We start from the raw sequence: 24,694 nt of genomic DNA, 5'->3' as shown, positions 1-24,694 counted from the left end.
AGCCATGTTATCCCGGCCTGCGGCAGCAATACTGTAGGTTCGGAGCATGCGACGCGCTATCTGCCCCGGCTCCTTTGACCCCATCCATAACGGACACCTGGAAGTCATTGCCAGGGCCGCGGGCCTCTTTGACGAGGTGATCGTGGGCGTCTCCACCAACTACGCCAAGACGTACCGTTTCACCCTGCAGGAGCGGATCGACATGGCCCAGGAGACCCTGGCGTCCCTGGGCGGCATCGTGGTTGAGCCGGTGGGGGAGGGGCTGCTGGCGGAGTACTGCCGGAAGCGGGGCGTTTCCGCGATCGTCAAGGGCCTTCGCTCCTCCTCGGACTTCGACTACGAACTGCCGATGGCCACGATGAACCGCCAGCTCACCGGCGTCGAAACGGTCTTCTTGCCGGCCGAAAGCCACTATCTCCACCTGTCCTCGACGCTGATCAAGGAAGTGTTCACCTTGGGCGGCAATGTCTCGGAGTTCGTCCCGCGGTCCGTGCTCAAACGTCTCCACGCAGGCGAGCCGGTCCAGGAACAGCCGCGCAGAGGGTAAGCTTGATCGGTACTCGGCGGCCTGCTGCCGGTTGCGCGGCCCCAATCCGAAGCGGCCTGCGGTGTGAACCGCAGGCGTGCCCCCGGTTTGAGTCCGTCCGGAAGATCAGGCTAAGATAGTACGTCGGTCATATGTTCAACAGGAGTTCTCATTAAACGAGATGCTAGTTCGCCCTTGGTGTTTGACGTCAAGGACCTCGGACGCAGTCCGGGAAGCATGCGGACGCTGACGGAACATGTACCCGCACCGGGTGATCTCGGTGTGGCACTCATCGGTGTGCAGGAAGGCTCGGATGTCGAGCTGGATCTGCGGCTCGAGGCCGTACACGAAGGAATTCTGGTATCAGGAACCGCGCACGTCGGAGTAACTGGCGAGTGTGGCCGATGCCTGGATCCCCTTGCGTATGACCAAGAGGTCGATGTGCAAGAACTTTTCTTCTACGAGGACGCCGTGTTCTCGGATGAAGAAGACGAAGAAGAGCAACGTCGAGTCGAGCACGATCTGATCGATCTTGAGCCGGTGTTGCGGGACGCAGTTGTCACCATACTGCCGTTCCAGCCGGTGTGCCGGGAAGACTGCCAGGGCCTTTGCTCCGAATGTGGAGTTCGCCTGGAAGACGAGCCGGGGCATCACCACGAGGTGGTAGATCCTCGCTGGGCTGCCCTAGCTGACTTGGCTAAGCCTGACCGGCAAAACTGATTTGTAAGTGTTGGACTAGAGAGAAATGAGTTAGCCGTGGCTGTCCCGAAGCGGAAAATGTCTCGCTCGAATACCCGCGCCCGCCGCTCCCAGTGGAAGGCAACTGCCCCCCACCTGGTGAAGACTGTCGAAAACGGTCAGGTTACGTACAGCCTGCCGCACCAGGCAAAGGTCGTTACCGACTCGGCTGGCACCGCGCTGTTCCTTGAATACAAGGGCCGCAAGGTCGCAGACGTCTAATCCGCCAACTGGCTGACTAAGATGTCTTCAACTGAAGAGCTTCTGAAGCGTCTCGGTGTCACTATTGACGCCGGGACGCTTCGTCTTGCGCTCACACACCGTTCCTACGCCTACGAAAACGGCGGCCTACCCACCAACGAACGGCTCGAGTTCCTGGGTGACTCCATTCTGGGGTTCTCGGTGACCGACGCACTGTACCGCGACAACCCCACGCTGCCTGAAGGGGACCTGGCCAAGCGCCGCTCCGCCGTCGTCAGCACCCGGGCCCTCGCGGGCATCGGCCGCAGCATCGGTCTTGGTGAGTTCATCTACCTCGGACAGGGCGAGAAGCTCACCGAGGGCAAGAACAAGGCGTCCATCCTCGCGGACACCATGGAGGCGCTGATCGGCGCCACCTATATTTCCAACGACATCGAGACCGCACGCCTGCTGGTCATGCGGCTGATCGGGCCGCTGCTCAAGGACGCCGAAGCGCTTGGCGCCGGCACGGACTGGAAAACGAGCATCCAGGAGCTTGCGGCCGGCCGCCAGCTCGGGACCATCAACTACGCCGTGGAGGGCTCCGGCCCGGACCATGCCCGGACGTTTGAAGCTGTGCTGCGGATCGGCGGCAACGACTACGGCACCGGCTCGGGAAACTCGAAGAAAGAAGCCGAGCAGGAGGCCGCCGCGGACGCCTGGCGCCGGCTTTCCGCGCCGGCGGCGCCGGTGCCCCCGGTGCAGGTTCCGTCAGCTCAGGTTTCCCCGGAGACGGTTTCGGAAACGCTTCCGGAAGCCCAGCGGCCGCAGACCCAGCCCGGCAGCTAGCACGTACCGTGCCGGAACTGCCCGAGGTCGAAGTTGTCCGCCGCGGCCTCGTGAGCTGGGTGCGGGGGCGGTCCATCACCTCCGTCGAGGTGGTGGACCCGCGCTCGGTGCGCCGGCACACCCTGGGCCCGGAGGACTTTGCCGGCAACCTCGAAGGCGCCCGCGTCCTGGACGTGGTCCGGCGCGGAAAGTTCCTCTGGATGCCGCTGGCGGATACGCCGGCGGGGGATTCCGCCGCAGCGGACATGCCCTCCGTTGCGCTCATGGCCCACCTCGGCATGTCCGGCCAGCTCCTGATGCAGGACGCCGGCGTCCCGGACGAGAAGCACCTGAAGGTACGCCTGCGCCTCAGCCCCTCCGAGGGCATGCCGGACCAGCTCCGGTTCGTGGACCAGCGGATCTTCGGCGGGCTTTTCCTGACCTCGCTGGTCCCCACGGCCGACGGCGGTCCCGGCGGCCTCGCAGAAACGCCGCTGCCGCTCATCGCCGGGGAAGCCGCCCATATCGCCCGGGACCCGCTGGACCCTTACTTTTCCTTCGACGAGTTCTACCGCCGGCTGCGCGCCCGGAAAACCGGGCTCAAACGGGCGCTGCTGGATCAGGGACTGGTCTCGGGAATCGGCAACATCTATGCCGACGAGGCCCTGTGGAAGGCCCGGCTGCACTACGCCCGGCCCACTGACACCCTGCGCCGGGCCGACGCCGAACGGGTGCTCGAGGCCGCCCGGGAGGTTATGACGGAGGCACTCGCCGCCGGCGGAACCAGCTTCGATTCGCTGTACGTCAACGTCAACGGCGCCTCCGGCTACTTCGACCGCTCCCTCAACGCCTACGGCCGCGAAGGTGAGGAATGCAAACGATGCGCCGCCGCCGGTCTGGTCAGCGTGATGAAGCGGGAACAGTTCATGAACCGGTCCTCCTACACGTGCCCCGTCTGCCAGCGCCGGCCGCGCAACGGCCGCTGGTAGGGGAGCCGGGGACGCGTTAGCACGGCACTACAGCCCGGGCGAACCGTAGTGCCCGGCCAGCCGCGCCAGGCCTTCGTCCAGTGACACGGCCGGGGCCCAGTCGAGGAGCTGGCGGGTCTCGCGCTGGTCGAACCAGTGGGCGGTGGAGAGCTGCTCGGCGAGGAACCGGGTCATGGGCGGCTCGTCCGCCCGGCCGGAACGGGTCCACACCTTTTCCACCACCGATCCTGCCGCCCGCGCGAGCCGTCCCGGCACCGACCACGACGGCGCCGGGACACCGCCCGCGGCGCAGATGCCCGCCAGCAGCTCACCGACCGGGCGCGGCTCGCCGTTGCTGACCACCAGCGCCCGGCCGTGAACGTGTTCCATCCGGTGCAGGGCGGCGATGATGGCCGACGCGGCATTGTCCACATAGGTGGTGTCGATCAGGGCCGCCCCGCCGTCCAGCAGCGGCAGGCGGCCGCGGCGGGCGCGGTCCAGCACCCGTTCCACCAGCTGCGTGTCTCCCGGGCCCCACACGATGTGCGGGCGTACCGCCGCGACCCGGAAGTCCGGCGAGTCCGCGGCCAGCGCCAGCAGCTCGGCGGAGGCCTTCGTGCGGGAATAGTCGCCGTGAGCCCGGGCCGGATCCGCCGGCTCTGCGCCCAGCCCGGCGATGGCGGCCCCGGAGTTTGCCACGGACGGGGAGGACACGAACACCATGTCCCGCACACCGGCCTCGCGGGCCGCCCGGAGCAGGCGGCGCGTGCCTTCGACATTCACCGCGTCGAAGTCCGCGGCGCGGCCGGCGAAGGAGACCTTCGCGGCCAGGTGGATGACGCCCCCGGCCCCGGCAACGGCGCGGCGGACGGCGCCGTCGTCCGTGATGGACCCGCAGACATCCGCAGCGCCGTCGACGCCGGCGGGACGGCGCTGGAAGGTGGTGACGGTGTGGCCGTCGCGGACCAGCTGGCGGGCCACTTCCCCGCCGAGCAGGCCGCTCGCGCCGGTGACGAGGACCCTCATGGCGTGCCCGGCCGGCCGCCGGCCAGCACCGCGGACGCCCACCGGGACAGGCGGGTCCGGTCGATCTTGGCGTTGTGGCGGATGTCGGTCGGCTGGGAAGGAACGCTGAGCACTGCAGAGACGCTGACGCCTGCCTCAGCGGCCGCGTCGCGCACGCGCGCTGCGAGCTCCGGGGCGGCAGGGCCCGCGCGGCGCACGGGCGGAACGGCTTCGACGACGGCGACGACCGCCTGCGTCCCGGCCGGGCCCACCCCGACGACGGCGGCCAGGCCGACGTCGTCCAGGCGTTCGATGGCCTGCTCGGCGCCCACGGGCGTCACGACTGTCCCGGGCGCCGTCACGACGTGCGCGAGGCGCCCCTCGACCCAGAGCCGGCCGTCGGCGTCGACGTGCCCCACATCGCCGGTGCGGTGCCAGCCGGCCGAGCGGACGCTCTCGCGCTGGGTCAGCCAGAGCCTGTCGTAGGTTTCCTTCACGTGCGGGGCGCTGACCAGGATCTCACCGGTCACTCCCGGTTCGGTGACGGGGTCGTTCCCGGGGGCGGTGCCGTCGTCGGCGAGCGGGATGATGGCCACCCGGGCGCGGTGCACCGGCCGGCCCACGCACACGCCGTTGCCGGCACCCGGCATGGTGCCGGCGGCCGCGTCTGCGCCTGCGGCGCGGATCTGTTCGAGGCTGATGTCCGTGACGGGCAGCGCTTCGGTCATCCCGTACGGGGTGTGCAGGGAGGCGCGGGGCAGCAGGCGCTGCACCTCGGCGAGGAGGGACGCGGGGACGGGCGCCCCGGCGGAAAGCACCAGCTCCACGCTCCCCAGGGCCTCGTGCCCGGCCCGGCTGAGGCTGCCCTGGGTCGCGAGGACGTTGCGCAGCGCCGCGGGCGAGGCGAACACCACGGTGGCGTCGATGGCCGCGGCGGCGTCCGCCAGCGCGGTGGCCGTCAGGGTGCGGGGCGCGGTGACGTCCATGGCGGGCGTCACTGAAACGGCTCCGAGCGCCGGTCCCAGCAACGCGAAGGGTGCAAAGCCCGCCACCAGGCGTGCGCCCGGCAGGATCCCCAGGGTCGCGGCCAGGGTGTCCCGCATCGCGGCCAGCTGAGCGTGGGTATACAGGACACCCTTGGCCGGACCGGTGGAGCCTGACGTGAAGAGCACGGCGGCGGGGGCGTCCGGGGCCGGGGCGTGCGGGGCGTGCGGCGGCGCCGCGGTCCGTTCCCGAAGCTGTCCCCGGCGGGCGAGGGCGGCCAGGGAGGTCTCCACCGCGAGGAGCCGCCGTCGCGCGGCCGGCAGGTCCTGCACACTGATGCGCCGGCCCGGCCAGCCCAGCACTGACGCGGCGGCGAGGGCCTTGTCGATGCCGATGAGGAAATCCGGGGTGGCGCCTTTGACGGCACGGCTCAGGCCGCGGGTGCCGAGCCCGGCATCGGCCACAACCACCACGGCCCCCAGCCGCAGGCACGCGTAGAGGACCACGGTCAGGTCCACGCCCGGCGGAACCATCAGGCTCACCCGGCTGCCGGGCCGGACGCCCGTGTCCTGCAGACCTGCTGCGAGGGCGGCGATGCTGTGTTCCAGTTCCCGCCAGTTCAGGGAGCGGGCGACGCTCCCGTCCGTTCCCATTTCGGCGACGGCGGTGTCCCCGCCGTCGGGTCCCGCCGCGAGCTCCGTGAGGGGCGCCCACAGGGGCGGGGCCTGGACGCCGGGCGCCGTCATCGGGACATCCGCCGGGGGAACCCCCGGCGATACTGCCTCAACGTCCGCGGGTCCGCTGTGCAGGCGGTGCTCGGCGAGCCACGCGAAAACGGGAGCGGCGATGTCCCGGTCCTCGGCGACCAGGTGGCCGGCGCCCTCGAAGCGGTGCACTTGCGCGGCCGGCAGCCGGTCGAGGAGATCCTTCAGGTACCGGTCGGAGAAGATCGGGTCCCGTGGTCCCCAGAGCATCAGGGCGGGCACGCTCAGCCCGTGCAGCCCGTCGGCGACCCGGCTGAGAGCAGGGAAGCTTGGGTGGGACGCTTCGGCGGGAATGTCCGCGACGAAGTTCCCCACGCCCTCGCGGCGGCCGGCGCCCCGGTACGGGGACATGTAGGCGGTGCGGACGTCCGCGGCCAGCGGCGGGCGCGCCAGGGAGTGCGTCACCCGCAGGAAGGCGTCCGACGTCGTGGTGCCCCAGCGGTGCACGGCCGGGTGCAGGGCCAGCCGCAGGGCCGGCGGGATGGGGGAGCCCGCGGGCTGGTGGACGGCGGTGTTGGTGAGCACGACGCCGGCGAGCTGCAACGGGTGGGAAAGGGCCCAGCCGAGGCTGATGACTCCGCCCCAGTCGTGGCCGACGGTGACCACCGGGCCTTCCAGTCCGAGGGCGGCGGTGAGGTCGCCGAGGTCGTTGATCCGGTCCGCCAGGCGCCGGAACGTGCCGGTGCGCTCGGAGAAGCCCATGTCCAGCTGGTCCACCGCCACGACGCGCCACGGCTGGGCGGGGTCCGATCCGGCGGCCAGCAGGGTCCGCCACAGGTAGGACCAGGTGGGGTTGCCGTGCACGCACAGGAGGGTACCGGCCGGGGTCAGGCCGCGGCGGGAGAGCTGGGCTCCGTTGTCGAGCAGGTGCCAGCTGCGCACGGTTCCGGGCTCATCCGCTGCGGACGTCGAGGCCACGCTGATTTCGCGCGACCATGCGGGGTCGACGCCGGGCCAGTCGGCGGCTACCAAACGATTTCCACCATCGCGGTGTTGAGGCCCGAACCGACGCCCATGCACAGCACACGGTCACCGGCTCCGAGGGTCTGCGCCTCCTCGGCGAGGGTCATCGGGAGGGAGGCCGGGCCCACGTTGCCCCAGTGCGGGAAGGTGATGGGCACTTTGTCCGGGTCCAGGTCGATGGCGTCGATGATGGCCTGGGTGTAGGCGGTACTCACTTGGTGCGTGACGTAACGGTCCATCGAACCCCAGTTCCACTCCGGTTGCGCCTCGTGCCAGGCGTCCACCACGAGCTGCAGGCCGCCGTCGAGCAGGGCCTTGGTGTCCGTGGTCATGCCGTCGATGCCGCCCACACACAGCTCATGGTGCTCCGTTCCGGCGCGCATCACGCCGCCGAGGATCCGGTGTGCCCCCGGGTGCTCGTCCGCCGGGCCGAGGACGGCCGCGGCGGCCCCGGAACCCAGGGTCAGCGTGGCAAACTCGCGGTTGAAGTCCTCACGCGTGGTTTCCGGCCGCTGCAGCCGGGCCAGGGTGGCCTCCTGCGTTGCCTGGGCATCCTCGCCGTTGACGATCACCGCGTACTTGATCTGGCCGGAGTCGATCATGTTGGCGGCCAGGGTCATACCGTTGACGAAGCCGAGGCAGGCGTTGGCGAGGTCGAAGTTCATCGCGGACGACGGGAGGCTGAGTCCGTGGTGGATCTTCACCGCCACGGACGGCTCGAGGTTCCGCCGCGTCACGGAGGTATTGATCAGCAGGCCCACCTCGGAGGCCTCGATGCCGGACTCGGCCAGGGCTTTCGCGCCGGCCTCGATGGCGGCGTCGTCGAACGAGGTCCCGGGGGCCCACCACCGCCGGTGCGTGACGCCGGCAACCCGTTCCAGCAGCTTCGGCGGGAATTTCAACCGGCGCAGCGTCGACGCCAGCTTGTGGTCGAAATCCGTGGAGCTGATGATCCTCGGAGCTTCGACGCTGCTCACCGAAAGCAGGGCGGTGTTGCGGTGCCGGAACGTTGCATTCCCTATCACTTCAGGCCTCTGTTCGTGTCTGTCCTGCGCCCAGGCGGGTGTCCGCACCTTCAGATGCAAGCCCAAGAGCTTAACTATGCCCCGTGCCGATCCATTCCTGCATCAGCAAATCGGAGCATCTGCACCGTCGTTGCCGGGCTTCTGCGCAGAAATGTCCCTGCCCCGCAGTAGATTGTAGGTATCCGCGGCTGTCCCCACCATCCGCGTCCGCCGAGCAGGAGACCAGAAACACCGTGCACCTCAAGAGCCTGACCGTCCGGGGATTCAAGTCGTTCGCTTCGGCGACGACCTTCGAATTCGAACCCGGGGTCACGGCCGTGGTCGGCCCCAACGGGTCCGGTAAATCCAACGTGGTGGATGCCCTGGCCTGGGTCATGGGCGAGCAGGGCGCCAAGACCCTCCGCGGCGGAAAGATGGAAGATGTCATCTTCGCGGGAACGTCCGGACGCCCGCCGCTGGGCCGCGCCCACGTCTCGCTGACCATCGACAACTCCGACGGCGCCCTGCCGATCGACTACAGCGAAGTCACGATCTCCCGCACCCTGTTCCGCACCGGCGGCTCGGAATACGCCATCAACGGTGCCGGCTGCCGGCTCCTGGACATCCAGGAACTCCTGTCGGACTCCGGTTTGGGCCGGGAAATGCACGTAATCGTCGGCCAGGGGCAGCTGGACAAGGTCCTGCATGCCACTCCCGAGGACCGGCGCGGGTTCATCGAAGAAGCCGCCGGCATCCTCAAGCACCGCCGCCGCAAGGAAAAAACCGTCCGCAAGCTCGAAGCGATGCAGGCGAACCTGGCGCGCCTCAGCGACCTCACCGGTGAAATCCGGCGCCAGCTCACGCCGCTGGGCAAACAGGCCGAAGTGGCCCGGCGTGCCCAGTCCGTCCAGTTCGAGGTCCGGGACGCGCGCTCCCGGCTCCTCGCGGACGACCTCGTCCAGCTGCAGTCCGCCCTGGCCCAGGACATCGCGGACGAAAGCGCGCTCAAGGCCCGCCGCACCGTCGTCGAACAGGACCTCGAAATCGGCCGGCAGCGCCAGGCGGCCCTGGAACAGCTCGCAGCTGAGGCCACGCCCAGGCTCAACGCCGCCCGCGACACCTGGTACCAGCTTTCTGCCGGCCGCGAACGGCTGCGGTCCCTCGGTTCGCTGGCCACGGAACGCCGCCGCCTTCTGGGCGCGGCCGATGCGGTCCCGGACTCCGGCCGGGATCCCGACCAGCTGGACCGGCAGGCCGCCCGGGTGCGTGAGGAACAGGCCGGGCTGGAGCGCCAGATCCTGGACCGGAGGAGGGCCCTCGACACCGCCGCCGCCGCCAAGCAGGAGGCGGAAAACGCCGCCGCCGCGGAGGACAAGCGCCTCGCGGCCCTGCTCCGCGCCGCCGCAGACCGGCGTGAGGGCCTCGCCAAACTCGCGGGGCAGGTCGGCGCCGCACGCTCTCGGGTGGAGTCTGCCCACGCTGAGATCGGCCGGCTCCGCGAATCCCTCAAGGCGGGGGAGGACCGGCGCCGGCTCGCCCACGGCGAGTTCACGGCGTTGGAATCCCAGGTGGCCGGGGTAGAGGACGGGGAGGAAACCCTCGACGCCGAGTATGAGGAGGCCAGCGCGGCGCTGGACGCCGTTGCCGCCGACATCGACGCCTTGAAAGCGGCCGAACGCGAGGGCGAACGGGAACGCGGCGCCCTCCTCGCCCGCCGCGAGGCCCTGCAGCTTGGCCTGAACCGCAAGGACGGCTCGGAGCACGTGCTCGGTGCCGGATTGCCGGGCGTGCTCGGGTCCCTTGCCGCCATGATCACCGTGGAACCGGGGTTCGAGACCGCCATCGCCGCCGCCCTCGGCAGCGCCTCCGACGCGGTGGTGGTCCAGGACGCGGACGCCGCTGCGGCCGCGGTCCGGCGCTTGAAGGACCACGACGCCGGCCGGGCCTCGCTGGTGCTGACGGGATCAACCGCCGCCGCCGGCGACCAGGAGCCCCCCGCCCGCGACCAGGAGCTCCCGGCGGGCGCCCGGTGGGCGTCCCTGCTCGTGACGGCGTCCGCCACCGACGATGCCGGTCCCCGCCTGCCGCTATCCCGGCTCCTGGCCGGAGTCGCGGTCGTCGAGGACCTGGACGCCGCGGCGCGGCTGATTGACGCACATCCGGTGCTGACCGCCGTGACCCGGACCGGTGACGTCTTCACCGCCCTGACCGTCAGCGGCGGGTCCGCCACCGCGCCCTCACTGCTGGAGGTCCAGGCCGCCGTCGACGACGCCGCCGGGAAACTGGCCACGGTGACGGCCGAGCTGGAGCGCAACCGCTTTGCCCTCTCCGCAGCACGGACCCGCAAGGCCCAGGCGCAGGACCGGGCCGATGCCGCCCTCGAAAAACTCCACGACTCGGACGCCCGGCTGGCAGCCGTGGCCGAGCGTTTGGCCCATCTCAACTCCGTGCTGCGCAGCGCCGTCGGCGAAAGTGACCGCCTCGCCGCGTCCCTCGCCAGGGCCGAGGCCAACATCGTCAGCGAGCAGCGATCCCTCGACGCGGTGGCGGCCCGGCTCGCGGCCGCCCAGGAGGCGCCTGCGGAGGCGGAACCGTCCCCGGAGCGCCGCGATGCGCTCGCCCTGGCCGCGTCGCTGGCCCGGGCCGCCGAAATGGAGGCGCGGCTGGCCCTGCGCAGTGCCGAGGAACAACTCACGGCCACCACCAACCGGGCGTCCTCGCTCGAACGCGCCGCAGCCACCGAACGGCGTGCCCGCGCGGAGGCCGCCGAACGGGCCCGCCGCCGCGGGCTCCAGGCCAGACGCGCCGCCGCCGTCTCCGCCGCCGTCGGCCAAGTGATCGGCTTCATCGATGTCTCGGTCGAACTTGCCCGCCGGGAGCGGGACGCCGCGGAGGAGCGCAGGGATCAGGTGGACCGCGAACTCGCCGGGGTGCGCAGCGGCAATGACGCCTTCGCCCGCGAATTGGCCGAGCTCACGGACTCTGTGCACCGCGACGAGCTCGCCCGGGCGCAGCAGCGGCTCCGGATCGAAGCCCTCGAGCTCCGCAGCGTGGAGGAGCTGGGGCTGACCGCCGAGCAGCTCGTCGCCGACTTCGGCCCGGACCAGCCGGTGCCGGTGCCGGCAGCCGAATCGGGGGACAAGTGGGCCGCGCTGCGCGCCCCCGTCGACGAGGACGGCCGCGACATCGTGGCGGGCCAAGCCTTTGTCCGTGCGGAACAGGAAAAGCGGCTCAAACGGGCCGAACGCGATCTGGCCGCCCTGGGCCGGGTCAACCCGCTGGCGCTGGAGGAGTTCGCAGCCCTCGAGGAACGCCACCAGTTCCTCAGCACCCAACTCGAAGACCTCAAATCCAGCCGCAAGGACCTGCTGGACATCATCAAGGAAGTCGACGAGAGGGTGCAGAAGGTCTTCGCCGAAGCCTTCGAGGACACCTCGGCGCAGTTCGTCCGGATCTTCGCCCGGCTCTTCCCGGGCGGTGAGGGCCGGCTGGTCCTCACCGACCCCTCGGACATGCTCACCACCGGCATCGAGGTCGAGGCGCGCCCGGCCGGCAAGAAGATCAAGCGGCTCTCACTGCTCTCCGGCGGGGAACGCTCACTCACGGCGGTGGCCCTGCTCGTCGCGATCTTCAAGGCCCGGCCGTCCCCGTTCTACGTCATGGACGAGGTGGAGGCGGCCCTGGACGACACCAACCTGGGCCGGCTCATCACCATCTTCGAGGAGCTCCGCGAGTCCAGCCAGCTCATCATCATCACCCACCAGAAACGGACCATGGAGATCGCGGACGCCCTCTACGGCGTCACGATGCGCGGCGACGGCGTCTCCACCGTCATCAGCCAGCGGCTCGGCGCGCAGGTGTGAGCGGTCCTTCCCCGGCGGCGCCGGCGCGTTTGGGGTTTGTGAGAAGCTAGGGGAGTGAACGACATCCTCCCCATTCTCCTGCCCATTCTCGCTGCCCTGGTGGTCCTCGGTGCCCTCATCCCGGTCCTCATGAAGACCCGGAGGAACATCACCAGCTACCCCGGAAAGCGCGACGAGAACGATCCGGTGAAGCCGGGCGGGGGCGGCGGAACCCTCCTCGAGGACCGCCCCGCGCCGCCGGGTGAACGCGTGGCCCCGGACGCCGCCGCCGTCGACCTGGAAGGCCTCGAAACCGTCGAGGTGCCGGATGACGTCGCCGGCCTGGAAACCGTGCCGGTGGAGACGCCGCTGCCGGTGGCCGGCCGCCTGACGCGGCTGCGTGAACGCCTCGTCAAGTCCAACAACATCTTCGGCAAAGGCCTGCTGGCGCTGCTCTCCGCGGACAAGATCGACGAGGACGTCTGGGACGAGGTGGAGGAGACCCTCCTGCTGGCGGATCTTGGCACCGAACCGACCCTGCAGCTCGTGGACGCGCTCCGCGAACGGGTCAAGGTCCTCGGCACACGCTCCCCGGAGCAGGTCAAGGCCCTGCTGCGCGAGGAACTCATCAAGCTCGTCGACCCCACCATGGACCGTGCCCTGCGCGTCGAGCGCCACGGTGACAAACCCGCCGTCGTGCTGGTGGTGGGCGTCAATGGCGTCGGCAAGACCACCACGGTAGGCAAGCTTGCCCGCGTGCTGGTGGCCGAGGACAAGGACGTGCTGCTGGGCGCCGCCGACACCTTCCGCGCCGCCGCCGCCGAGCAGCTGGCCACGTGGGGACAGCGCGTCGGCGTCCCCACCGTCAAGTCGGACGTCCACGGCGCGGATCCGGCCTCCGTCGCCTACGAAGCGGTCAAGGCGGGCATCGAGCAGGAAGTCGACGTCGTCATGATCGACACCGCCGGGCGCCTGCAGAACAAGGTGGGCCTGATGGATGAGCTGAGCAAGCTCAAGCGCGTCATCGAAAAGCTCGCGGAGGTGGACGAGGTGCTCCTGGTCCTGGACGCCACCACGGGCCAGAACGGCCTGAACCAGGCCCGCGTCTTCGCCGAGGTCGTGAACATCACCGGCATCGTGCTGACCAAACTGGACGGAACCGCCAAGGGCGGCATCGTCGTGGCCATCCAGAAGTCCCTCGGCGTCCCGGTGAAGCTGATCGGCCTCGGCGAGGGCGCGGACGACCTCGCGCCGTTCGACGCCGAAAGCTTTGTCGATGCCCTGCTGAACTGAGCCGGCATCCCAACCAGCCCGCAGTAGTTGCCGTTGAGAACCCTGAAAACGGCACCAACTGCGGGCTAGTTGCTTGTGGTGTCTAGTACTTGAAGTTCAGGACGGTGACGGTGCCTGCCGTCAGCTTGAACTTCTGCGTATCGGAGCCGTAGGCAAAGCCCGCGACGGTGGCACGATCGGCGAGCGGGATGGGTTCAGACTTGGCCCCGTCGATTGCCGTGCTGTCTTCAGCCGCGTAGCTGGGGCCGGTGAGTTGGGACATGGTCCCGGTTAGGGCCTTGCCGGGGAGCTGGAGGGCCACGTCAGTCTGGGCAGCTTTTTCAGGGTCGTTTTCATTGACAATAACAACCGTGGTGCTGCCGTCCTTTTGCTGGAGGGCATAGGAATATGCCAGGCCGCCGCCCGAACTCTTCAGTTTGAGGAAGTCGCCGGCCTCAATCCGGGCCGCCATGGAGAGGCCGAAATAGGGGGCGCGTTCCGTGATGGTGCCGTCAGGTTTCAAATACGGTCCTCCGGAGCAGATAGTGGAGAGCGGCGGACCGCCCTTGCACGTCAGCAGTGAGCTGTGGAAACCCAACCGCTTGATACCCTGCTGGGCTGAGCTCAGGACGTAGTCGGTACTCCACAGAGCGGTGGCGTGGGTCCGGCTCGTGGGGTTCGAGCCGTCGCAGGCGGAAACTCCCGTCTCGGAAATCCAGGTCTCGAGCCCTGCAGCACCCGCTTGGCTCAACGCCTGCTGTTGATAGCTAATGGTGCGGTCATGCATCCGACCGCTCACGAGGTTGGCCATCGTCGGTGCACTTTGCGGATCCTTGGCGTCGCAACTGGTCAGGGGGTAGTGGTGAAAGGACAGGATCTTTTGCTGGGGCAGGTCCGCCTTAATGAACGGCTCCCACCATGACTCTGCATACGCTCCCGGCCCCGCGATCGGAACATCCGGTGCTTGGGCCTTGATGGCGCCCGCGTATGTGTTGAGCTCGTCCAAGTAGTTCTTGAGGCCCCAGTTGCCGGGCCGGACACCGCTTGTAGGAAATCCGTTGGGCTCATTGCCGACGGTGATAGCGACCAGCCGGGTCCCGAAGATCCTTCTCGCATTTTTGGCCATATCTGTAGCCCTGGCGGGGTCGTAATGGCCTAGGTCCACAGTCAGGGCGATACTGGCGTCAGCAGCAGTCAGGAGCGTGTTGACTCGCTCAAGGTCGGCTGGAGTGACTGCCCTTACGGGGCGAGGCTTGTCCCCTTCATAGTTTCCGGGTACAGCCTCGCCGGTTGACGTCCAAAACATCCGGCGGTCAACCGAGCTTCCTCCGAAACGAAGAAGAGGCTTGCCGAGCCCTCGCAGCACGGCAACGATCTGCGGATTGTCCGCGCGGAGGCTCGTGTCGGCCAGATCCGTGGCTTCCAGGGACAGCCCCACTATGCCGTCGGGCAGCGACGTGCCGGTTTTCTCTGCTGAGATTTTGACTTGGAGGGGTTCCACAGGGGTCCGTGGAGACCCCGCCGGCGGACCCGCCTGGTCGTAGTACGTCACAGCCGGAGCAGGCGGAAGCAACTTGGTTGCCGTCGGCACTGCGCTGCTTGCACTGGGTGTTGGCGCTGAAGGTGGCGTCGGAGTGCCGACTGTAAGCGGGACGGCCACGGCCACTCCTGTGCCGAGTGCCACAAGCCCCGCGGCCCAGACAATCCGCCTCCGCGATCTCTTGTCGCGCAGCCGGTTATCGGAGCGAGTTTGGCCCACATTCCCGGATGGTGAATCGAATTCGGGCATAGGGGACTACCTCCGGAGATTTGTGACACGTGTCCACCAGCTTAGCCAAGGCCGCGGGGTGCTTTTGACGCGGAAGAATTCGTTGACGAAAGTTCATCTGGGACGCTGGAAAGTCTCCCGGGCCAGCAGCCAGCCGGCGGCCGCGGCGATCAGGATGCCTCCGGTGACGCCGAACGCCCAGCCGTAGCCCAGCCGGTCCGCCAGCACACCGGCCAGCACCGGACCGATGATTGCCCCGCTGTCCGCGGTCATCTGGAACACCGCGAGCACCCTGCCGCCGGAGCGCTGGTTGCCGATCACATCCGCCATGGCGGCCTGCTGGGCGGGCCCGAGCAGCCCTGATCCGATGCCGGCGACGGCGGTAGCTGCGAGGAACCACGGCAGCTCGTGGGTGAAGCCGATGGTGGCCGTGGCTGATCCGGTCACCAGCAGCCCGGTGATCATCAGCGGCTTCCGGCCCAGGCTGTCCGCCAGCCGGCCCGAGAACGTCAGGGCGGCAGCGTTGGCCGCTGCAAAGACCGCCAGCGCCCAGCCCGCCGATTCCGGCCCGGCGCTGAGGGCGGCGACGGCGAACAGCGGCACGGTGGCCATCCGCACCCCGAACGTTGCCCAGCCGTTGGCGAAGCTCGAGAACAGCCCCGCGCGGTAGGCGCTGTCCTTCAGCGCATCGCGCAGCTCCATGGGCGGAGCTGTCCCGCCCTCCGGACGGGAGCCTGCCGGGACGTGGCTGAGCTGGGTCTGCACCACAATGGCTGCCAGCACCAGGGCAGCAGCGTAGGCAAGGAACGGCACGCGCAGCCCGAAGCTGGCGAGCAACCCGCCCACGATCGGCCCGCAGACGTTGCCGATCAGGAAGGCGGAGGCTTACGCCCCCGAGACCCGGCCGCGGCTTTCGGGTGGTGCCAGCCGGACCACGAGGGCCATCGACGCCACCGTGAACATCACCGAGCCCGCGCCGCCCAGGCCCCGGAACACCAGCAGCTGCCAGTAGTCCTGGGCGAAGGCGCAGGCCGCGGTGGAGGCCGCGACGATCAGCAGGCCGGCCACATATACGGGCCGTTCCCCGAGTTTCACGATCAGGGCGCCGCCGGCCGGGGCGAACACGAGCCGCATGAAAGCAAAGATGCTCACGATCACGGCCGCCGCCGTCGCGCCGACGTCGAACGTGGTGGCGAACTGGGGGAGCACGGGCGCCACCAGCCCGAATCCGACGGCGATCAGGAACGCCGCGACCAACATCACCTTGATATCGCGCGGCAGCCGTGTCCGTCCGGGCTTGCTGTCGCTGGTCTGGGGCGGGGCTGCGGCCTGGCGTGGGGCCTTACTCATGTGCTGGCTTCCTGGCGGTGGGGGTGCGGGGCGTGGCCGCTGCAACGGCGTGATGGATCGCGTGAAACATAACCGTAACAAGAAGGAATTGCATCATTTACTTCCCGGGGGTTCTTGTAACAACCCGGCAATATAAATCCTCCGGCGGCGAAACACGGCCCCGCCACACTCTTCTTAGAGCGCAAACCGCGTTGAGGCATGCGGAGAAACTCCGCAAGAAGAAATCAAGATCGCATCCAAGCAAGGGAGGACGTGCACCATGGAACTTACCGCAGGTCACGTATGGCTGATGGTGGCAGCGGCACTCGTGCTGTTCATGACACCTGGACTCGCATTTTTCTACGGCGGCATGACACGCGCCAAGGCTGCACTGAACATGATGATGATGAGCTTCATCTCCATCGGCATGGTCGGTGTGGTGTGGGTGCTCTGGGGCGCCTCGATGAGCTCCGGTGAGGGCTTCCTGCAGATCGTCGGAAACCCCTTCGCCACCTTCGGGCTGGAAGGCATCACCTCCCCTGACGGACTCATCAAGGTCGGCTACGCGGCAACCTTCGCCATCATCACCGTGGCACTGATCAGCGGCGCGATCGCCGACCGCGCCAAGTTCGGCGCCTGGACGGTCTTCGTGCCGGTCTGGGTCACGCTCGTGTACTGCCCCCTGGCCTACATGGTCTGGGGCGGCGGGCTGTTCGGCCCGGAAGGCGCCATCGGCAAGGCCCTCGGACCCGCGATTGACTTCGCCGGCGGTACGGTGGTCCACATCAACGCCGGTGTCGCGGCCCTGATGCTCGTGCTGATCATCGGAAACCGCAAGGGCTTCGGCAAGGATCCCAACCACCGTCCGCACAACATCCCCTTCGTCATGCTCGGTGCCGCCATCCTCTGGTTCGGCTGGTTCGGCTTCAACGGCGGCGCGGCGACGACTGCGGAACAGGGCGGCCTCATCTGGGTCAACACCCTGGCAGCCCCGGCCGCGGCCATGCTCGGCTGGCTCATCACGGAACGCATCCGCGACGGCCACCCGACCTCGCTCGGTGCCGCCTCCGGTGTGGTCGCCGGCCTCGTCGCCATCACCCCGGCCTGCGCCAACGTCAGCCCCGTCGGCGCGCTGTGCCTCGGAGTTATCGCCGGTGTGGCCTCCGCACTCGCCGTCGGACTCAAGTTCCGCTGGGGCTTCGACGATTCGCTTGACGTCGTCGGTGTCCACCTCGTGTCCGGCATCATCGGCACCGTGGCGCTGGGCTTCATTGCCCTCCCGGTCGAGGGCGTGGGCGGCGGCCTCTTCTACGGCGGCGGCCTCACCCAGCTCTGGGCGCAGCTCGCAGTGGCGGGCATCGCGATCGCCTACTCCGCGATCCTGACCACCATCATCGCCCTGGCCATCCACAAGACGATGGGCTTCCGGGTCTCCCAGGAGCAGGAAGTCGTCGGCGTGGACCTCAGCCTGCACGCAGAGACCGCCTACGAATTCGGTGTCGGCGGCCACGGCGGAAGCTTCACCCCGTTGCACGAACTCATCACGGGCAAGGCCCAGGCCGCAGGGGCCCCAGCCGCACCGATGGACCCGGCGTCCAACGGCAAGAAGACCGCAGCAGGCAAGGAAAGTGTGGGGGCATGAAACTGATTACAGCAATCGTCCGGCCGGAAAAGCTCGAAGCGATCCGGGAGGGCCTGGAAGCCTACGGGGTGCAGGGCCTCACGGTCAGCGCGGCAAGCGGGTATGGCAGGCAGCGCGGCTACACCGAGGTGTACCGCGGCGCCGAATACAACGTTGACCTGCTGCCCAAAATCCGGGTGGAAGTCCTGGCCACCGACGAGCAGGCGGACGACATTCTGGACGTCATTATCGCCAGTTCCAACACGGGCCGGGCCGGTGACGGCAAGGTCTGGACGATGGACGTGTTCGAGGCGGTGCGGGTCCGCACTGGAGAACGCGGATCGGCCGCTATCTAGGCGGCGCGCAACCGAAAGCGGGCCGGGAACCTCACATGGTTCCCGGCCCGCTTTCGTGTCCGACGACGACGGCGGTCGGGCCGCCTCAGGCGGCGGCGGTCAGGCCGGCCAGCCCGCCGGCCCCGCACCGCCGGCGGGATACTCTTCCAGCGGCACGCTGCCCCGGCCCCAGGCCCTGAGGACGGGGTCGATGATCCGCCAACAGTCTTCCGCGATGTCCGCCCGGACTGAGAGCAGGGGATCGCCGGTCAGGACCCCCTCCAGGACTTCGCCGTAAGGGAGCAGCCCGGAACCGCTGAGTTCGGCCTTGAGCGTGGCCCGGTCCAGGCTGAGCACATTGCCCGGGCCGTTCACATCGACGTCGAACTCCAGCGTGTCCGGGCCGAACCCGATCCGCAGCTGATTGGGCGAGTCCACCCCGGTGAAGCCCTTCGGCAAGTGCGGGACGGGACGAAAGGTAACCACCGCCTCCTTGCGTTTTATGCCCAGGGCTTTGCCGGAGCGCAGGATGAACGGCACCCCCTGCCAGCGCCAGTTGTCGATCTCCACGTGGACCTCGGCAAGAGTCTCGGTCCCGCGGGCCGCGTCCACCCCCTCTTCCTTGGCGTAGTCGGGGACCTTGCGCCCGTTGATGGAGCCGGCGGCGTACCGGGCGCGGCGTGTGCTCTTGGCATAGGGCGCCTTGATGCTGCTGGCGCGCAGGGCCGTGGCCACCGCATCGCGCAAATCGCGCTCATCGACGGACGCCGGAGCTTCCATCGCCATGAGCGCCATGACCTGGAGAAGGTGGCTCTGGACCATGTCGCGGAGGGCGCCGGCGCCGTCGTAGTAGCGGGCACGCCCCTCAAGGGCGAGGTCCTCGTCGAAGATGATCTCCACCTTTTCGATGTGCTCCCGGTTCCACACCGGCTCGAGGAAGGCGTTCGCGAAGCGCAGGCCCAGGATGTTCAGCACTGTCGCCTTGCCCAGGAAGTGGTCCACCCGGTGGATGTGGTCCTCCGGGACAAGGCCGGCAAGGCTAACATTCAGGTGCCGGGCGGAGTCCTCGCTGGAACCAAACGGTTTCTCCATGACCAGCCGGGTCCCGGGCGGTACCTGCCCGGGAGCCAGCGCCTCGCAGGCCAGCTGGCTGACGCGCGGCGGTAGCGCGAAGTAGATGGCTACGGGCCCCTCCAGCCGGGCCAGGAGTCCGGCCAGCTGACCCGCGGCCGTGACATCCAGCTGGTGGTAGCTGCTGGTCTCCCGGATCCGTTTCAGTTCCCGCCTGCCGTAGGCCTCGGCCTGGGAAGCCTCATCGGCAAAGGACTCTTCAATCCGGCCCAGCCACTGTTCCTGCGTCCAGGCATCCGAGCCCGCCCCTACCAGCGTCAGCGCATCGGCGCGTCCGCGGGACACGAGCCTGGCCAGGCCGGGGAGCAACAGCCTGCCGGTCAGGTCGCCCGTCGCGCCGAGGATGAGCAGGGTTTTCACAGTTATTTGGCTGGTCACCTAAGCCAGCATGCCATCTTGAACGCGCGTCTTGGTACCCTAGATAGTCGAGTCCCGTTGTCGAGGCGGTTCGTTCAGGCGAACACCAGTCACGACGCTGGCATGCGGGACCGGCCGCCAACTGTAGATCCACTGAAAGAAGTGCACGGCGCGTGTTCAATTCACTCTCTGACCGGTTGACAGCAACCTTCAAGAACCTCCGCGGCAAAGGCCGCCTCACCGAGGCTGACGTTGACGGCACGGTCCGCGAGATCCGGCGTGCCCTGCTGGACGCCGACGTCGCCGTGCCCGTGGTCCGCGAGTTCACCGGACGCGTGCGCGAGCGCGCGCTCGGGGCCGAGGTCAACGCCGCGCTGAACCCTGGCCAGCAGATTGTGAAGATCGTCAACGAGGAGCTCGTCGAGATCCTCGGCGGCGAAACGCGCCGCATCCGCCTCGCCAAGACCGGGCCCACCATCATCATGCTCGCCGGCCTCCAGGGCGCCGGCAAAACCACCCTCGCCGGCAAGCTGGCCAAGCACCTCAAAGCCCAGGGCCACAGCCCCATGCTGGTCGCTTCGGACCTGCAGCGACCCAACGCGGTCAACCAGCTCCAGATCGTCGGCCAGCGCGCCGGCGTCCCCGTCTTCGCACCGCACCCCGGTGCCACCTCCGCGGAGCTTGAGCACCCGATCGGCGACCCCGTCGCCGTCGCCCGTGCCGGCGTCGAGGAGGCCCGCCGCACCCTGCACGACGTCGTGATTGTGGACACCGCCGGCCGGACCGGCGTCGACGCCGAGATGATGGAGCAGGCCCGCCAGATCCGCCGGGCAATCGTTCCCAACGAAGTCCTCTTTGTCATCGACTCGATGATCGGCCAGGACGCCGTCAACACGGCCCTCGCCTTCGATGAGGGCGTCAACTTCACCGGCATCGTGCTCTCCAAGCTCGACGGCGACGCCCGCGGCGGTGCCGCCCTTTCCGTCGCGTCGGTCACCGGCAAGCCCGTCATGTTCGCCTCCACCGGCGAAGGCCTCGATGACTTCGAGCTCTTCCACCCGGACCGGATGGCCTCGCGCATCCTCGACCTCGGTGACGTGCTCACCCTGATCGAGCAGGCGGAGAAGTCCTGGGACAAGGATGAAGCTGCCCGGATGGCGCAGAAGTTCGCCGACCGGGAAGATTTCACCCTGGATGACTTCCTGGCCCAGATGCAGCAGATCCGCAACATGGGTTCCATGAAGAAGATGCTGATGATGATGCCGGGCGCGCAGAACATCCGGCAGCAGCTGGAACAGTTTGACGAACGCGAAATCGACCGTGTGGAGGCCATTGTCCGCTCCATGACGCCGCACGAGCGCGTGGCACCGAAAATTATCAACGGCTCCCGCCGGGCCCGCATTGCCCGTGGTTCCGGTGTGCACGTCTCCGAGGTCAACGGCCTGCTGGAGCGGTTCGGCCAGGCGCAGAAGATGATGAAGAAGATGGCTGCCGGCGGCGGCATGCCCGGCATGCCGGGGATGCCCGGCACGGGCGGCGGTGCGCGCAAGGCCGCCAAGAGCGCCCCCAAGAAGAAGGCCCGTTCCGGCAACCCGGCCAAGGCCGCGCAGGAACTCAAGGACGCGGAGACCCGGCGTGCCGCAGGCCCCAAGGCACTGCCCACCGGGGCATCCTTCGGGCAGCAGGGTGCGGACTTCGATCCCTCCCAGCTGAACCTGCCCAAGGGCTTCGACAAGTTCCTCGGCGGCAACAAGTAGGCAGCCGCCCGCGGCGATGTCGCCGGCCTTATTGTCGGGCCGGTGGAATAGGGTTAGTGCATGTTCAAGCAGCGCGTTGTCTTCGTCCACGGGGCGGGCAGTTTCGGAGCTGCCGCGTGGCCGAAACAGCACGGGATGGCGCTGGGCTACGATTCATTGTTCCTGCGCCGGCACGGTTTCGACGCCGTCGCAGAGCCGCTCCCGTCGGACTTCTCCGCTGACGCCGCGATTGTCCTCGCCGCCCTGGCCGACGACGGCCGCGGGGAGGCCGGCGGCCACATCGTGGCGCATTCCCAGGGGGCCATCGCGGCGATGATGGCCGCCGTCGAACGGCCCGAGCTGGTGCAGTCCCTGACGCTCGTGGAACCGGCCTGCCTCTCGCTCACGGCCGAGCTTCCCGCCACGGCGGCGCACCGGGTGCTGATGCAGCCGCTCTTCGACGTTCGGCTGCACCTCAGCGACGATGATTTCCAGCGGGAGTTTATCCGCCGTGCCTTTGCAGTCTCGGACCCAGTCTCGGACCCCGCCCACGTGCCAGGCGCTGCGGCCTCGACACCGCCTGATCAGCGCGAGGCCCGACGGCTCCGGCTGCAGGCACCCCCGTGGGAGGCGCCGCTGCAGATAGTGCCCGGCGTACCCACCCTGATTCTCACCGGCGGGTGGGAGCCCCTCTACGAGGAAATCGCCGGCTACCTGCGCGAAACCGGCGCCCTGCACCGCACCGCCCCGGGGGGCCACCGGCCACAGGATTCCGCCGAGGGCGACGGCATCATCCGTTCCTTCATCGCCGATGTCAGCCGGAGCCAGCACGCCCGGGCCTCCTGACGTGGGCATCATCGAGTTCAGCGGCCCCATTCTTACCGGACCCGACCGGGAAGCGCGCGGGCTCTGGTCGGTGGACGGCCTGCTGACCTTCCGCCGGCCCGCCGGCTCCCCGGACCTGGTGCTGGACGGCTGGGTCCTGCCCGGGCTGGTGGATGCGCACTGCCACATCGGTCTTGGCCCCGGCGGGGACGTCACGGCCGAGCTGGCCGAACGCCAGGCCGTCACGGACCGGAACGCCGGCACGCTGCTGGTCCGCGACGCCGGGGCGGTCCATGACACCCGCTGGCTCCAGCAGCGGAAAGAGTTGCCGCGTATCATCCGCTCGGGACGGCACATCGCCCGGACCCGCCGCTACCTCCAGGGCTTCGCCGTCGAAGTGGAACCGGAGGGCCTCGTGGAGGCGGTGCGCAAGCAGGCCCGCGCCGGGGACGGCTGGGTCAAGCTTGTGGGGGACTGGATCGACCGCGACGCCGGTGACCTCACCCCCTGTTTCCCCGCCGCGGTGCTCAAGGACGCCGTGCGGGCCGCGCACGACGAGGGCGCCCGCGTGACGGCGCATTGTTTCGCCGCGGACACGCTCGATGGCATGCTCGACGCCGGGATCGACTGCGTTGAGCACGCCACCGGCCTCCAGTCCCGGCACCTGCCCCGTTTCGTGGAGCAGGGCGTACCGATTGTCCCCACCCTGATCAACATCGCCACGTTCCCGGACATCGCCGCGCAGGCCGGCGCGAAGTTCCCCCGGTACGCGGCCCACATGCGCACGCTCTGGGAACGGCGCGCTGAGCGGGTCCTTGAGGCATTCGAGGCCGGCGTCACCATCTACGCCGGAACGGATGCCGGCAGCGTGATCAGGCACGGGCGCATCGTGGACGAGCTCGAGGCCCTGCACGCAGCCGGGCTGCCTGCCCGGGCCGCCCTCGACGCCGGCGCCTGGGCCGCGCGGGACTGGCTCGGGGCTGACTCCATCACGGAAGGGGCTAGCGCCGATGTCCTCGTAGTCGCCGAGGATCCGCGGAACAATCCGGCCACACTGCGGGAGCTCACGCACATTGTGCTGCGGGGAGAGCTCGTCAGCCGGGGATATCGGGCCGATTCGGAATAAATTGAAGCTTCAAGTAATTTACTCTGTAGGAGGTCATCGAAGGTCGGTGGCCGATGAAGCACCGGAGCGATCACATGTCTGCAAAAGCCAGCACCCAGGACCTTCTTCCCGCCGAACTGGCCATGGGCACCGTGATGCTCAAGGTCGGTGACATGAAGGTCATGACCGCCTACTACCAGCAGGCCCTCGGCCTGGAGATCGTGGCCGAGCAGGACGGCGGGATCTACCTTGGACGCCGGCAGAAGCCGCTGGTCCACCTGGCCCCTTCACCCGGGCTCGCCATCCCCCCGCGCGGAGAGGCGGGCCTCTTCCATACGGCCCTGCTGTTCGAGGACCAGCCATCCCTGGCGGCCACCGTCGCGTCCGCCGCGCAGTACGAGCCGCAGTCCTTCACCGGAAGCGCCGATCACCTCGTCAGCGAGGCCTTCTACTTCAGTGATCCCGAGGGCAACGGCATCGAACTCTACTGGGACCGGCCGCGCGAGGCCTGGTCCTGGGACGGCAAGAACGTCGTGATGGACAGCCTGGCCCTGCCGCCGCGGCGCTACCTCGAGCAGCACCTCACCGAAGCGTCGCTGGCCGGACAGCGGGAGGCGGAGGCCGGCGTCGGGCACGTCCACCTGCAGGTGGGTGACGTCCAGTCGGCCCAGGACTTCTATGTGGGGACCCTTGGCTTCGAGAGGACGGCGGGCTGGCACGGCCAGGCGCTGTTCGTCTCGGCCGGCGGCTACCACCACCACATGGCCATGAATGTCTGGAACAGCCGCGGCGCCGGCCCGCGCCGGGACACCCTGGGCCTTGGTGAAGTGCTCATCGAAGTACCTTCGGGTGACGACGTCGGGGCGCTCGCCGAGCGCCTCAAGACCGCCCGCGTCTCCTTGCACCACACCGGAGCCGAGTTGCGTTTCGAGGACCCGTGGCGCAACCGCATCCGCGTGGCGGTCCGCTAAGGGCGCATTGACCCGGAGCCGACGCCGGCCCTTGAGCGGCCCGAGCAGCCCGAGCGGCTATGCACGGCGGCCGCGCATAGCCGCAGCTATTCAGGATGAGTTCGTCGGCTGGACCTCCCGGGACATGCCCCCCGGTCGCGGCCCGCAATGGACATAGCGGCATTATGTCCATTGGTCCGCGCCGAGGGAGGACATGCCCGGGGGCCAGGGGAGGACATGCCCAGTGGCGGGACCGTGTGGGGTTGGTTGGGGCGGGGTTCGGCCGGGCCCGTGAGTGGTGGGTTCTGCCGGGCCCGGGGAGGACATGCCCACTCGTCGCGGACCGGGCCGCGGCACATGTCCTCCGGTCGCCACCTGGAATGGACATAGCGGCATTATGTCCACTGGTGCGGGCCAGAGGAACGCATGCCCAGTGGCGGGACCGGGTGGGGCTGGCTGGGGC

At 68.8% G+C, this 24,694-nt stretch carries 18 protein-coding genes and 1 pseudogene; 13 read left to right on the top strand and 6 right to left on the bottom strand.

Features of this window, described 5'->3' with window-relative positions; translation table 11 throughout:
* Positions 1–46: 46 nt before the first annotated feature.
* From coaD to mutM, 5 genes are all read left to right on the top strand, one after another.
* Complete coding sequence (gene coaD / locus BJG92_RS00320; RefSeq protein ID WP_231961638.1) at positions 47–547, top strand: pantetheine-phosphate adenylyltransferase; 501 nt, start codon at positions 47–49, stop codon at positions 545–547.
* 174 nt (positions 548–721) lie between these two features.
* Complete coding sequence (locus BJG92_RS00315) at positions 722–1,246, top strand: DUF177 domain-containing protein (protein ID WP_231961637.1); 525 nt, start codon at positions 722–724, stop codon at positions 1,244–1,246.
* A 36-nt stretch (positions 1,247–1,282) separates the two neighbouring features.
* Positions 1,283–1,486, top strand: a complete 204-nt coding sequence (gene rpmF / locus BJG92_RS00310; RefSeq protein ID WP_009356569.1) for a 50S ribosomal protein L32 — start codon at positions 1,283–1,285, stop codon at positions 1,484–1,486.
* A 21-nt stretch (positions 1,487–1,507) separates the two neighbouring features.
* Positions 1,508–2,293 (top strand): ribonuclease III, encoded by a 786-nt coding sequence (gene rnc, locus BJG92_RS00305; protein WP_231961636.1) that lies wholly within the window; start codon positions 1,508–1,510, stop codon positions 2,291–2,293.
* An 8-nt stretch (positions 2,294–2,301) separates the two neighbouring features.
* Positions 2,302–3,261 carry a bifunctional DNA-formamidopyrimidine glycosylase/DNA-(apurinic or apyrimidinic site) lyase gene (gene mutM / locus BJG92_RS00300; protein ID WP_231961635.1) on the top strand — a complete coding sequence of 320 codons (960 nt, stop codon included), beginning with the start codon at positions 2,302–2,304 and terminating at the stop codon, positions 3,259–3,261.
* Positions 3,262–3,288: 27 nt separating this feature from the next.
* Here mutM and BJG92_RS00295 read toward each other — a convergent pair whose 3' ends face one another.
* From BJG92_RS00295 to BJG92_RS00285, 3 genes are read right to left on the bottom strand one after another with little or no spacing between them, the layout of a single operon-like run.
* Complete coding sequence (locus BJG92_RS00295; protein WP_231961634.1) at positions 3,289–4,266, bottom strand: NAD(P)-dependent oxidoreductase; 978 nt, start codon at positions 4,264–4,266, stop codon at positions 3,289–3,291.
* Complete coding sequence (locus BJG92_RS00290; protein ID WP_231961633.1) at positions 4,263–6,965, bottom strand: alpha/beta fold hydrolase; 2,703 nt, start codon at positions 6,963–6,965, stop codon at positions 4,263–4,265. The genes BJG92_RS00295 and BJG92_RS00290 overlap by 4 nt, the downstream gene beginning before the upstream one ends.
* Positions 6,959–7,981, bottom strand: coding sequence for a 3-oxoacyl-ACP synthase III (locus tag BJG92_RS00285; protein WP_231961632.1), 1,023 nt, complete (start codon positions 7,979–7,981; stop codon positions 6,959–6,961). Before BJG92_RS00285 ends, BJG92_RS00290 begins: the two co-directional genes overlap by 7 nt.
* A gap of 233 nt (positions 7,982–8,214) precedes the next feature.
* Here BJG92_RS00285 and smc point away from each other — a divergent pair, with 233 nt between their 5' ends.
* Both smc and ftsY read left to right on the top strand, forming a co-directional pair.
* Positions 8,215–11,823 carry a chromosome segregation protein SMC gene (gene smc, locus BJG92_RS00280; RefSeq protein WP_231961631.1) on the top strand — a complete coding sequence of 1,203 codons (3,609 nt, stop codon included), beginning with the start codon at positions 8,215–8,217 and terminating at the stop codon, positions 11,821–11,823.
* Positions 11,824–11,877: 54 nt separating this feature from the next.
* Positions 11,878–13,095, top strand: a complete 1,218-nt coding sequence (gene ftsY, locus BJG92_RS00275) for a signal recognition particle-docking protein FtsY (protein ID WP_231961630.1) — start codon at positions 11,878–11,880, stop codon at positions 13,093–13,095.
* Between the two features lie 82 nt (positions 13,096–13,177).
* Here the strand turns inward: ftsY and BJG92_RS00270 are convergent, their stop codons facing one another.
* Both BJG92_RS00270 and BJG92_RS00265 read right to left on the bottom strand, forming a co-directional pair.
* Positions 13,178–14,575 (bottom strand): hypothetical protein, encoded by a 1,398-nt coding sequence (locus BJG92_RS00270; protein ID WP_231961629.1) that lies wholly within the window; start codon positions 14,573–14,575, stop codon positions 13,178–13,180.
* 381 nt (positions 14,576–14,956) lie between these two features.
* A pseudogene (locus BJG92_RS00265) lies at positions 14,957–16,192 on the bottom strand (MFS transporter).
* A gap of 259 nt (positions 16,193–16,451) precedes the next feature.
* On the opposite strand from BJG92_RS00265, the gene BJG92_RS00260 reads away from it, so the two are divergent.
* Positions 16,452–17,813 carry an ammonium transporter gene (locus tag BJG92_RS00260; protein ID WP_231961628.1) on the top strand — a complete coding sequence of 454 codons (1,362 nt, stop codon included), beginning with the start codon at positions 16,452–16,454 and terminating at the stop codon, positions 17,811–17,813.
* Positions 17,810–18,148, top strand: coding sequence for a P-II family nitrogen regulator (locus tag BJG92_RS00255; protein ID WP_028276847.1), 339 nt, complete (start codon positions 17,810–17,812; stop codon positions 18,146–18,148). Before BJG92_RS00260 ends, BJG92_RS00255 begins: the two co-directional genes overlap by 4 nt.
* Before the next feature lie 99 nt (positions 18,149–18,247).
* On the opposite strand, the gene BJG92_RS00250 is transcribed toward BJG92_RS00255, so the two are convergent.
* A complete protein-coding gene (locus BJG92_RS00250) occupies positions 18,248–19,636 on the bottom strand; it encodes a glucose-6-phosphate dehydrogenase (RefSeq protein ID WP_231961627.1) in 1,389 nt (462 codons plus the stop codon).
* 152 nt (positions 19,637–19,788) lie between these two features.
* Between BJG92_RS00250 and ffh the strand changes: the two genes are divergently transcribed.
* The 4 genes from ffh to BJG92_RS00230 all read left to right on the top strand — a co-directional run bounded on the left by ffh (position 19,789) and on the right by BJG92_RS00230 (position 24,252).
* Positions 19,789–21,372, top strand: a complete 1,584-nt coding sequence (gene ffh / locus BJG92_RS00245) for a signal recognition particle protein (RefSeq protein WP_231961626.1) — start codon at positions 19,789–19,791, stop codon at positions 21,370–21,372.
* Between the two features lie 60 nt (positions 21,373–21,432).
* Positions 21,433–22,197 carry a triacylglycerol lipase gene (locus BJG92_RS00240; RefSeq protein WP_231961625.1) on the top strand — a complete coding sequence of 255 codons (765 nt, stop codon included), beginning with the start codon at positions 21,433–21,435 and terminating at the stop codon, positions 22,195–22,197.
* Positions 22,163–23,302 carry an amidohydrolase family protein gene (locus tag BJG92_RS00235; protein ID WP_231961624.1) on the top strand — a complete coding sequence of 380 codons (1,140 nt, stop codon included), beginning with the start codon at positions 22,163–22,165 and terminating at the stop codon, positions 23,300–23,302. The genes BJG92_RS00240 and BJG92_RS00235 overlap by 35 nt, the downstream gene beginning before the upstream one ends.
* Before the next feature lie 74 nt (positions 23,303–23,376).
* The gene (locus tag BJG92_RS00230; protein WP_231961623.1) at positions 23,377–24,252 is read left to right on the top strand and encodes a VOC family protein; all 876 of its coding nucleotides are present in this window, start codon (positions 23,377–23,379) and stop codon (positions 24,250–24,252) included.
* The last annotated feature ends 442 nt before the right edge of the window (positions 24,253–24,694 follow it).

The organism is Arthrobacter sp. SO5 (assembly GCF_020532805.1).
In the GTDB taxonomy this organism is placed as follows: domain Bacteria; phylum Actinomycetota; class Actinomycetes; order Actinomycetales; family Micrococcaceae; genus Arthrobacter.
Note: the sequence above shows the minus strand (reverse complement) of the source record. Positions and strands in the feature narration are given on the sequence as shown.

Excerpts from the sequence above, each read along its gene's own strand:
- coaD (WP_231961638.1), top strand. The coding sequence starts at position 47 with ATGCGACGCGCTATCTGCCCCGGCTCCTTTGACCCCATCCATAACGGA.
- rnc (WP_231961636.1), top strand. The coding sequence starts at position 1,508 with ATGTCTTCAACTGAAGAGCTTCTGAAGCGTCTCGGTGTCACTATTGAC.
- BJG92_RS00295 (WP_231961634.1), bottom strand. The coding sequence starts at position 4,266 with ATGAGGGTCCTCGTCACCGGCGCGAGCGGCCTGCTCGGCGGGGAAGTG.
- BJG92_RS00260 (WP_231961628.1), top strand. The coding sequence starts at position 16,452 with ATGGAACTTACCGCAGGTCACGTATGGCTGATGGTGGCAGCGGCACTC.
- BJG92_RS00255 (WP_028276847.1), top strand. The coding sequence starts at position 17,810 with ATGAAACTGATTACAGCAATCGTCCGGCCGGAAAAGCTCGAAGCGATC.
- BJG92_RS00240 (WP_231961625.1), top strand. The coding sequence starts at position 21,433 with ATGTTCAAGCAGCGCGTTGTCTTCGTCCACGGGGCGGGCAGTTTCGGA.
- BJG92_RS00235 (WP_231961624.1), top strand. The coding sequence starts at position 22,163 with ATGTCAGCCGGAGCCAGCACGCCCGGGCCTCCTGACGTGGGCATCATC.
- BJG92_RS00230 (WP_231961623.1), top strand. The coding sequence starts at position 23,377 with ATGTCTGCAAAAGCCAGCACCCAGGACCTTCTTCCCGCCGAACTGGCC.